The sequence below is a fragment of the Aromatoleum sp. genome (genome assembly GCF_035254505.1).
Lineage (GTDB): Bacteria > Pseudomonadota > Gammaproteobacteria > Burkholderiales > Rhodocyclaceae > Aromatoleum.
The window spans coordinates 26252-36764 of sequence record NZ_DATFAO010000056.1 but is presented as its reverse complement, the minus strand read 5'-3'; the positions used below and the strand labels follow the sequence as shown (position 1 = coordinate 36764).

Below are 10513 nucleotides of genomic sequence, written 5' to 3'. Positions count from 1 at the left end.
GCGGCATCATGGCGCGCGAGACGCGTAGCGTCCGCCAGGTGTTCGGCCGCATGAAGGCGTGGTTCGAGAAGAATTTCTGAGCGGCTGGCGAAATTTGACAGTCAAATTGAATTAGGGGTTGCGTGCAAAACCCTATTTAGTAGTAGACTTACTACCCATTACTAGATATAGGCGTTCACGCAACGCAGTGCATGGTTAGGGTAGTTCCCCTAGGAGGCGAGGCAAGAAATGTTCGAAATCGTTGAAAAGGTGCAAACCGGTACGATCATCAAGGTGGTCGGTGTCGGCGGAGCCGGTGGAAATGCCGTCGATCACATGATCCGGCAGAACGTACAGGGGGTGGACTTCGTGTCCGCCAACACCGACGCGCAGGCGCTGAGCCGCTGTCTTGCGCCGGCCAAAATTCAGCTCGGTACCTCGGGTCTTGGAGCAGGCTCCAAACCGGAAGCGGGCCGCACTGCGGCGCAGGAGTCGCGCGACGCGATCGCTGCTGCGCTCGACGGCGCGCATATGTGCTTCATCACCGGCGGCATGGGCGGCGGCACGGGTACCGGCGCGGCCCCCGTGGTGGCCGAGATCGCGAAGGAAATGGGCATCCTGACCGTTGCGGTCGTGACCAAGCCCTTCGACTTCGAGAACCGCCTGCGCGTGGCCGAAAGCGGCGTTGAAGAGCTGACGCGCCACGTGGATTCGCTGATCGTGGTCCTGAACGACAAGCTGCTCGAAGTGTACGGCGATGACGCTGGCTTCGAGGACTGCTTCCGTTCTGCCGACAACGTCCTGAGCAGCGCCGTCGGTGGCATTGCCGAGATCATCAACGTTCCGGGTCTCGTCAACGTCGACTTCCAGGACGTCCGCACCGCGATGGGCGAAATGGGTCGCGCGATGATGGGCTCGGCCGAAGCCGCCGGCATGGACCGCGCCCGTCTCGCCGCCGAACAGGCCGCCGTCAGCCCGCTGCTGGAAGGCACCGAATTGTCGGGTGCCCGCTGCGTGCTGATCAACATCACCGCGAGCCGCTCGCTGAAGATGTCCGAAGTGCGCGACGCCGTGAAGACCGTCCAGGCCTTCGCTGCACCGGAAGCCTTCGTGAAGTACGGCACCGTGTTCGACGAGTCGATGGAAGACCGCATTCGCGTCACCGTCGTCGCGACCGGTCTGGGTATGCCGCGTGCCGCTCGCCAGCCCGTGATGCAGGTCGTCGCCGGTACTGGCACCTACGGCCCCTCGATGGGTGTGGTCGACATGACCAACCTGGACGTCCCCGCGGTGATCCGCCATGGCCGTCGCACGACGGTCGAGGCGATGAGCGCCAACGGCATGGGTACTTACGACATTCCGGCTTTCCTGCGCAAGCAGGCCGACTGAGCCGCGTCGCCCACAGCGGGCGCTCGATGCAGACCGCCGCCTCCGGTCTGTGTCGGGCGCCCGTCGTCGTTTACGCCCGTCCAAGGGGCATCGCGATTAGATCACCGGGAAAGGTTGCTGCACTGCAATATTCGCCGCGGCCAGCTTGACCGGCGTGTTAAACTCTTGGTCGAAAAGAGGAAACGAACATGATCCGGCAGCGCACCCTTAAATCCCTCGTCAAAGCCACTGGCGTCGGCCTGCACGGTGGACGCAAGGTCCAGCTCGTGCTGCGGCCGGCTGCTCCCGATACCGGCATCGTGTTCCATCGAGTCGATCTTGATCCGGTGGTCGATTTTCCTGCGGATCCCTATTCCGTTTGCGACACGCGGATGTGTTCCGGGCTTGAGCGCGGTGGCGCGAAAGTCGGTACGGTCGAACACCTGATGTCGGCGCTTGCTGGGCTCGGTATCGATAACCTGCATGTGGACGTCGATGCGCCCGAGATTCCGATCCTCGACGGCAGCTCCGGCCCCTTCGTGTTCCTGCTGCAGTCGGCCGGAATCGAGGAGCAGAAGGCACCCAAGCGTTTCCTGCGGGTCAAGAAGCCCGTGGTGTACGAGGAAGGCGACAAGTGGGTACGGCTCGAGCCCTACGACGGCTTCCGTCTGACCTTCTCGATTGTGTTCAATCATCCCGCCATCGACAAGACCTCGACGAGCGTGAGCGTCGATTTCGCCGAGCAGTCCTACGTGCGCGACGTTGCGCGCGCCCGTACCTTCGGCTTCATGCAGGACGTGGAGTTCATGCGCGCCAATGGCCTTGCGCTCGGTGGCAGCCTGGACAACGCGATCGTGATGGACGAATACCGCGTGCTCAATGCCGATGGCTTGCGTTACGCGGACGAGTTCGTCAAGCACAAGGTGCTCGACGCGATCGGCGATCTCTACCTGTGCGGCCACCCCTTGCTCGCGAGCTACAACGCGCACAAGTCGGGGCACTCGCTCAACAACCAGATTCTGCGCGTGCTGCTCGAAGATCAGTCCGCCTGGGAAATCGTCACCTTCGAACAGGATGCCGCGACGCCTGCCGCCGTCGCCCACCAGTTCGCCCTCGCAGCGGCCTCCTGAGGCGCTAGATGCTGATCATCCGCATTTTCATGGTGCTGGCGGTGATCGGCATCGGCGGATCGGTCATCGCATGGATGTTCACGGGCAAAGTGCATTACCGCGCGTGGGCCTGGAAATTCTTTCGTGCCGCCGTCGTTGTGATCTTCGTCTATCTGGCGCTGTTCGCGCTCGAACGGATCTTCGTGCCCTTCGTCTAGGCCTTTCCGTCTCGGCGGCTACGCGCGACCAGCCGTTCCAGCGCCTCCCGTAGCGGCGAGTCGGCGGGCAAGGATGACGAAAAATTCGTCAGGCTGCGCGCTCCGCTCTCTGACAAGCTGCGCGAGGTGACCCGTCGTGCGGGCTCGGGCGCCTCGTTGACCTTCACTTTCACCTGGACGCTTGTTACGGGTACGCCGGTTGCCGCGAATTGCGCGGTCAGCGTCGGCGCCATCTGCTTGAGGCGGGCTGCGACGGCGCCGCCGTCGGCGAGCAGCACCAGCGTGCCGTTCTTCAGGTTCGCAACCGAGCAGGCGGCCGCCAGAGCCGGCGGCAGGTGCTGTGCGAGCACGTTCTGCAGGCGCATCAGACGCGCGGCGTGGTCCTGCAATCGCGCGAGTGCGTCGCCACTGCCAAGGTAGCGGTTGATGAGCTGGGTCATGGGGCCAAGTCGGGGGACGGTAAGCGATGGTAGGGGGTGGCGGCAGGCGGAGCAAGTGCGGCATCCCAGCAGTTGCGTTGAGGCCTTCAGTTCTCCTTTACCTGCAAGGCACTCAGGGGCTTGCCCTCGGCATGCTAAACTTCCCGCTTTGCCGAATCGAACCCACAAATTCCTCATGATTTCCGGCCTGCTCAAGAAGATCTTCGGTAGTCGCAACGACCGCCTTGTCCGTCAGTATTCCCAGTCCGTCCGGGCGATCAACGCGCTCGAACCGGAAATTTCAGCCCTGTCGGACGAGGCCCTGCGGGGCAAGACCGCCGAGTTCAAGCAGCGTGTCGCGAACGGCGAGTCCCTCGACAGCATTCTGCCGGAAGCCTTCGCGGTCGTGCGGGAGGCCGGAAAGCGCGTGCATGGCATGCGCCATTTCGACGTCCAGCTGATCGGCGGCATGGTCCTGCACAATGGCAAGATCGCCGAAATGCGGACCGGCGAGGGCAAGACCCTGGTCGCGACCCTGCCGGCCTATCTGAACGCGCTGGCCGGCAAGGGCGTCCACGTCGTGACCGTCAACGACTACCTCGCCAGCCGCGACGCGGAATGGATGGGGCGCATCTACGGCTTCCTCGGCCTGACCACCGGCTGCAACCTCTCGCGCATGCAGCATGACGAGAAGCAGGCCGCCTACGCTGCCGATATCACCTACGGTACGAACAACGAGTTCGGGTTCGACTACCTACGCGACAACATGGTCTACGCGACCAACGAACGGGTCCAGCGCCCACTCAGCTACGCCATCGTCGACGAAGTCGACTCGATCCTCATCGACGAGGCGCGTACCCCGCTGATCATCTCCGGGCAGGCCGAAGACCACACCGAGCTCTACCTGAAGCTGAACCAGGTCGCGCCGATGCTGACGCTGCAGGAAGGTGAGGGCGACAACGTCACCAAGCCCGGCGACTACACCGTCGATCTCAAGGCGCGTCAGGTGTTGCTGACCGAGCAGGGGCACGAGAACTCCGAGCAGATCCTGACCCGCATGGGCCTGCTCGCCGAAGGAACAAGCCTTTACGATCCGGGCAACATCCTGCTGGTTCATCACCTCTATGCCGCGCTGCGCGCCCATGCACTGTTCTTCAAGGATCAGCACTACGTCGTGCAGGATAATGAAGTCGTCATCGTCGACGAATTCACCGGTCGCCTGATGGCCGGCCGCCGCTGGTCCGACGGCCTGCACCAGGCGGTCGAGGCGAAGGAAGGCGTGCGCATCCAGGCCGAGAACCAGACGCTCGCCTCGATCACCTTCCAGAATTACTTCCGCATGTACGGCAAGCTGTCCGGCATGACGGGTACCGCCGACACGGAAGCCTACGAGTTCCACCAGATCTACGGTCTGGAAACCGTCGTGATCCCGACCAACCGTCCGATGCAGCGCAAGGACGAGAACGACAAGGTCTATCGCACGGCGAAGGAAAAGTGGGATGCCGTGATCGCCGACATCCGCACTTGTGTCGAGCGCGGTCAGCCCGTGCTGGTCGGCACGACCTCGATCGAGATCAACGAGTTCCTGTCGGCGATGCTGCAGCAGGCGAAGCTGCCGCACCAACTGCTCAACGCCAAGCAGCACGACCGTGAAGCCGAAGTCGTTGCGCAGGCGGGCCGTCCGGGTGTGATCACGATCGCGACCAACATGGCGGGCCGTGGTACCGATATCGTGCTCGGTGGCAGCATCGAGAAGCAGATCGCAGCGATCCGTGACAACCCCGAGCTCGACGACGCGACGAAGGAGACCCGCATCTCTGCAATGCGTACGGAATGGAAAGTGTTGCACGACAAGGTGCTCGCGTCAGGCGGCCTGCATATCGTCGGCACTGAGCGCCACGAGTCGCGGCGTATCGACAACCAGCTGCGCGGCCGCGCCGGCCGCCAGGGCGACCCGGGCAGCTCGCGCTTCTACCTGTCGCTCGAAGACCCGCTGATGAAGATCTTCGCGGGCGAGCGACTGAACGCGATCATGGTGCGCCTGAAAATGCCCGAAGGCGAGGCGATCGAGCACGGCATGGTGACGCGCTCCCTCGAATCGGCGCAGCGAAAGGTCGAACAGCGCAACTTCGACATCCGTAAGCAACTGCTCGAGTACGACGACGTCGCCAACGACCAGCGTAAGGTCATCTACCAGCAACGCAACGAACTGCTGGAGAGCGAGGACATCGCCGAAACGATCCAGGCCATGCGCCATGGCGTTCTGCAGGATGCGTTCCGCATCTACGTGCCGGCCGACAGCGTCGAGGACCAGTGGGACATCCCGGGTCTGGAACTCGCGCTCGCTTCCGAATACCAATTGCGCGTGCCGGTCGGTGAGTGGCTGAAGAGCGAACCCAATCTCGACGACGAGAGCATCCTGCAACGCATCGTCGCGACTGCGGACGAAATGTATGCGGCCAAGGTTGCCCAGGTCGATCTGGATGCGTGGCATAAGTTCGAGCGTGACGTCATGCTGCAGAGCCTCGACACACACTGGCGGGAGCATCTGGCCGCGCTGGACCATCTGCGCCAAGGCATCCACCTGCGCGGTTACGCGCAGAAGAACCCCAAGCAGGAATACAAGCGCGAATCGTTCGAACTGTTCGAGAGTCTGCTCGATACCGTGAGGGGCGACGTTTCCAAGCTGTTGATGACGGTCCAGGTGCGCGCCGAGTCTCAGCTCGATACGATGGAAGAGCCGGCGCTGGACAACGTGCAGTACCATCATGCTGACTACGACGAAGCGCTGGGCGCCGCAGCGGCAGCTGCCGATGTCGGCATGAGCGTACAGGCTGGGCCGAAGGTCGGTCGCAACGATCCTTGCCCTTGCGGGTCGGGGAAGAAGTACAAGCATTGTCACGGCAAACTGAGCTGATGAGGATGGTGCGGGCAGGTATCGGCAATGAACGGGTGAGCTCGCAGCAGCCAGTCGCGCGCGAGCCGGGACGGGCACGTCCGCATCATGGCTGGTCCGTCTGACCCGCAGGGGCGTCGCCCGGCGTCGCCCGCGCTCTTCCCTGAACTCGAGCTCGGGGTCCCCGAGAGTTCGGCTCCTGCGCGTGAGCCGCGCGCACTGGGCGAGTGGGTGGCCCATATCCGGGACCAGGAGATGCCTGCTCTCGGGGTGACCATCGAACTCATCCATTCGGTCACCGACGACGAAAAATCGACCACCGGGCGCCTCGCCCAGGCCATCCTGCAGGACGTCGCAATGACCGCGCGCGTCCTGAAGCTTGCGAACAGCCCGCTGTACAACCCGGCCCGCCAACCGGTGAGTACGATCAGCCGCGCAATCGTGGTACTCGGGTTCAACGCCGTAGCCGAGATTGCGGTGGCGATACGTGTCATCGACGCGCTGCTCGCCGGCGGCATGCGCGATCGGCTGTTGAACGAGATGGCGCGCGGCTTTCACTCGGCGGTTCAAGCGCGCTCCCTGGCAGTGATGCGGCGCGATCCGCGCAGCGAGGAAGTGTTCATCGCTGCGCTGTTGTCGCGAGTCGGTGAGATGGCCTTCTGGTGTTTCGGCGGCAAGGCGGCGCAGCGTCTCGACGGGGCGATGGCGGCAGGCGGGCAGACGCCGGAAGAGGCGCAACTCAAGGTGCTCGGTTTCCGTTTGCGCCAGTTGTCGCAAAGCCTTGCGAAGGAGTGGAAGCTCGGGCCTTTGCTGCAATCGGTCCTCGAAGGGAAGAGCCGGATCGGGGCGACGGAGCAGGCGATCCTGTACGGCGAGCGTCTGGCGGCCGAGGCGGAGGGCGGTTGGGATTCGCCCGCCACCCGTCGCCTGATCGGCGAACTCGCCACCTTCGTCGCGACTACGCCCGAGGCGATGCGCGAGGAGCTCGCGGCCAACAGCGCCGAGGCCAAGCGCATTGCCGCTTATTTCGGCGCAGCCGAGGCTGGGCGACAGATTCCGCAGGCGTCCCCCGAGGGCATTCCGCTCGAGGAGGAGGAAGCGGAAGACCCGGCGCAGAGCCTGCTCGAGCCCGACCCGCAGCTCCAGCTCAAGATCCTGCGTGAAATTTCCGGGCGTATCGCCGCACGGGCGGGCCTCAACGAAATCCTGCAGCTCGTCCTCGAAGGGATCTATCGCGGCGTCGGCTTCGACCGGGTCCTGTTCGCGCTGTTGTCGCAGAATCGCCTGCAACTGATCGGGAAGGTGGCATTGGGCAAGGGAGCGGAAGGCCTGAAGCAGCGCTTCATCTTTTCCCTCGACACGACCCCGGGCGACATGCTGAACGAGTTCTTCCGCAGCCCGCGTCCGTTGCGCTTCGCTCCGGGCAATAACCCGCCGGGTATGAAGCTAGATCGCTTGCAGCTCGTCACCAACACGACGGTCGCATGCGTTGCCCCGATCGTCGTGCAGGGACGTGCGATAGGCCTCTTCTACGCCGACCGGCTCAATCCTGCTTCCGCGATCGACGACGAGGCCTTCGAGGCGATGCAGCTCTTCGTCCAGCAGGTGTCGCTCGCGGTCGCCGCGGTCGCGTCGAAACGTCCTGGCCAGTAGCGGGCGCTTCGGACGACCGCACCCCGATTGCGTTCTGGAACAATCACCCCACACCGGGCGGCAAATGTCGCCCTTTAACCTCTGATGGAGAAAAGCCATGCCCGTTAACCTCTCCACGCCGCAGCCCTCCGAGCTCAAGGCCGTTTCCGGCGTGCGTCTCGGTGTCACCGAAGCGGCCATCCGCAAACTCAACCGGCGCGACCTGACGCTGATCGAAGTAGCGGAGGGGAGCCGCGTGTCGGGTGTATTCACACAGAACCGTTTTTGCGCCGCGCCGGTGCAGGTGTGCAAGAAGCATCTGCCGGCGGGCGACGTCCGCGCGCTGGTGATCAACACCGGTGTGGCGAACGCCGGTACCGGCGAAGAGGGCCTCGCCAATGCCAATGCGACCTGCGAAGCGGTCGCGGGCGTGATGGGCATTCGCGCGGACCAGGTCCTGCCATTCTCCACCGGGGTCATTCTCGAGCCGCTCCCCGTGGAACGCATCATTGCGGGCCTGCCCGGTGCGAAGGCGAATCTGCGCGATGATGGTTGGTTCGAGGCGGCGCACGGCATCATGACGACCGATACGGTTGCGAAGGCCGTGTCGCGCACCGTCGAGATCGGCGGCAAGACCGTCACGCTGACCGGCATCAGCAAGGGCGCTGGCATGATCAAGCCGAACATGGCGACGATGCTCGGCTTCGTGGCCTGCGACGCTGCGGTCTCGCAAGCGCTGCTGGATGCCGTGACACGGGAAGCGGCCGACCTGTCGTTCAACAGCATCACGATCGACGGCGACACCTCGACCAACGATTCTTTCATCGTGATCGCCACGGGCCGGGCGGGCCATACCGAGATTGTAGACCCGGTCAGTGCCGAGTATCGTGCGCTGCGCGAGGCGGTCATCGATGTATCGGTCCGCCTCGCGCAGGCGATCGTGCGTGATGGCGAAGGGGCGACCAAGTTCATGACCATCGCGGTGGAAGGTGGCGCATCGCGCGAGGAGTGCCGCAAGGTCGGCTATGCAATCGGGCATTCGCCGCTGGTCAAGACGGCCTTCTTTGCGTCGGACCCGAATCTCGGACGCATCCTGGCTGCGATCGGCTACGCAGGCATCGACGACCTCGACGTGAGCCGCCTGCGAGTGTGGCTGGGAACGACGGACGAGGAGGTGCTCGTGGCCGAAAACGGCGGGCGCGCTGTGAGCTACCGCGAGGAAGCCGGCGCGCGGGTCATGAAGGCCGCGGAAATCACCGTCCGCGTCAATCTCGGCCGCGGGCAGGAGTGCGCGACGATCTGGACCTGCGATTTTTCGTACGACTACGTGAAGATCAACGCCGACTACCGTAGTTAGCCACAGACGCGGTTGCGGCCAGCGTTCTTTGCATCCTGCAGCGCCGCGTCCGCGCGGGCGATGATCGTGTCGAAGGCCTCGTCAGAGGCCGCGAGGGTTGCGATGCCGATCGACACGGTCAGCTTCAGGCGTGGCGCGCCATCGAGTGTGAGCTCAGTGGCGGCCACCATCTGCCGCACACGTTCGGCCACCTCGCGAGCGCGAGCGACGTCGGTCTCGGGCAGCACGGCGACGAATTCGCCTGCGCTCCAACGGCCGAGCAGGTCGACTTCCCGCAGGGCGTGACGGACCCGCGTGGCGAATTGCTGCAGTGCCTTGTCCCCCGCATAGTGGCCGAGCGTATCGTTGATGGACTTGAAGTGGTCGATGTCGAGCACGAGTAGCGACAAGGCCTTGCCATAACGGCGCGCGCGCGCCAACTCGAGTTCGGCAGATTCCAGCAGGGCGCGCCGGTTCATTAGTTCGCTGACGAAATCGGTATGGGCCAGGCGCCGGATTTCCAATTTCGCCTGTGCGAGGTGTCGGCGGGTACGATGAGCGACGAGGGCAAGAGTGGTCGCCATCGCGGCGAACAGCGCGATCGCCCCGGCGGTGATCGTGGCCGATTTCTTCCAGCTACGCAGATATTCGCCTTCCGCCCGGCCGACCGTCAGGTAGAGCGGATAGCCGGCCACTTTCCTGAAGGAGGTCAGTCTTTCGATACGATCGAGCGGTGTCGTCGCGCGGAAGGTGCCGGCGTCGGCGCCCGTCTTGAACAGATCGGTGAGGGGTTTTGCCACCACCGACTGGCCGACGACGTCGTCCCCGTCGTCGGGATCGGGGTAGCGGGCAATGATGCCCAGGTCCGCGCCGCGCAACGTGATCGCTCCGGCCTCCGGAACGGCGATCTGCGCGAGCGTTTGAGTCAGATTCTCGACGGGGACCGAAACGAAGGCCATGCCGGCGAAGCTTCCGTCCGGATTCTTCGCTCCGCGCGCCAGCATGACCTGCCAACGCTGGTCGGTACGCGTGCGCTGAGGACGTGAAATGACGAGGCCGTCCTGCTCTTGTGCCGCCAGGCTGCGGAATGGCGGACGGTCGGACACGTCGACGCGTGCGCCGGCCGCAACGTCGCTACCGTACCGAATCGTACCCGCAGCGTCAGTCACTCTCACGCCTTCAGCTTCGGGAAGACGGGCCGCCTGTGCGGCGATGAACTGATTGAGGCGCACCGCCTCAATCCCGCCGCTCGCGAGTTCGCGATGATATTCGTCGATCACGGTGCCGAGCACAATGTCGCAGGAGCGAACGATCGCAGCGAGCTCTCTTTCGAGCGCCAGGGCGTCGTTACGGGTCGCTTGCGCTGCGCGCTCCTCGACTTGCGCACGTTCGTCGACCAGCGTCATCCCGACGACGGCCGCGACGAGCAGCTCAATGGCGATAACGGCCGCAAGCATCCACCAGGAGCGCGCGGAGTGGCCCGCCTGGCGAAGGCTGCAGAGGCGGGTGGGCATTCTCCTCATCCGGCTGATGAGGAAATTCGCCTGTCCGGCCTC

8 protein-coding genes are annotated in these 10513 nt (G+C 64.2%); 6 read left to right on the top strand and 2 right to left on the bottom strand.

Features of this window, described 5'->3' with window-relative positions:
• Nucleotides 1-228: 228 nt before the first annotated feature.
• The 3 genes from ftsZ to VJ673_RS11275 all read left to right on the top strand — a co-directional run bounded on the left by ftsZ (nt 229) and on the right by VJ673_RS11275 (nt 2674).
• Nucleotides 229-1368 carry a cell division protein FtsZ gene (ftsZ, locus tag VJ673_RS11285; protein WP_324126199.1) on the top strand — a complete coding sequence of 380 codons (1140 nt, stop codon included), beginning with the start codon at nt 229-231 and terminating at the stop codon, nt 1366-1368.
• Between the two features lie 188 nt (nt 1369-1556).
• Nucleotides 1557-2477: a UDP-3-O-acyl-N-acetylglucosamine deacetylase gene (gene lpxC, locus VJ673_RS11280; RefSeq protein ID WP_324126198.1), complete on the top strand. Its 921-nt coding sequence runs from the start codon at nt 1557-1559 to the stop codon at nt 2475-2477.
• A gap of 8 nt (nt 2478-2485) precedes the next feature.
• Entirely contained in the window at nt 2486-2674 is a 189-nt protein-coding gene (locus tag VJ673_RS11275) for a hypothetical protein (RefSeq protein WP_324126197.1), read from the top strand.
• Here the strand turns inward: VJ673_RS11275 and VJ673_RS11270 are convergent.
• Entirely contained in the window at nt 2671-3114 is a 444-nt protein-coding gene (locus VJ673_RS11270; protein ID WP_324126196.1) for a DUF721 domain-containing protein, read from the bottom strand. The two genes, VJ673_RS11275 and VJ673_RS11270, sit on opposite strands and share 4 nt — an antisense overlap.
• 175 nt (nt 3115-3289) lie before the next feature.
• Here VJ673_RS11270 and secA point away from each other — a divergent pair, with 175 nt between their 5' ends.
• The 3 genes from secA (at nt 3290) to argJ (ending at nt 8978) form a co-directional block, all read left to right on the top strand.
• Nucleotides 3290-6010: a preprotein translocase subunit SecA gene (gene secA, locus VJ673_RS11265; protein WP_324126195.1), complete on the top strand. Its 2721-nt coding sequence runs from the start codon at nt 3290-3292 to the stop codon at nt 6008-6010.
• 87 nt (nt 6011-6097) lie between these two features.
• Nucleotides 6098-7642 carry an HDOD domain-containing protein gene (locus VJ673_RS11260; protein ID WP_324126194.1) on the top strand — a complete coding sequence of 515 codons (1545 nt, stop codon included), beginning with the start codon at nt 6098-6100 and terminating at the stop codon, nt 7640-7642.
• A 97-nt stretch (nt 7643-7739) separates the two neighbouring features.
• Nucleotides 7740-8978 (top strand): bifunctional glutamate N-acetyltransferase/amino-acid acetyltransferase ArgJ, encoded by a 1239-nt coding sequence (gene argJ / locus VJ673_RS11255; protein ID WP_324126193.1) that lies wholly within the window; start codon nt 7740-7742, stop codon nt 8976-8978.
• Here the strand turns inward: argJ and VJ673_RS11250 are convergent.
• Nucleotides 8975-10471: a GGDEF domain-containing protein gene (locus tag VJ673_RS11250; RefSeq protein ID WP_324126192.1), complete on the bottom strand. Its 1497-nt coding sequence runs from the start codon at nt 10469-10471 to the stop codon at nt 8975-8977. The genes argJ and VJ673_RS11250 overlap by 4 nt on opposite strands.
• Nucleotides 10472-10513 lie beyond the last annotated feature (42 nt).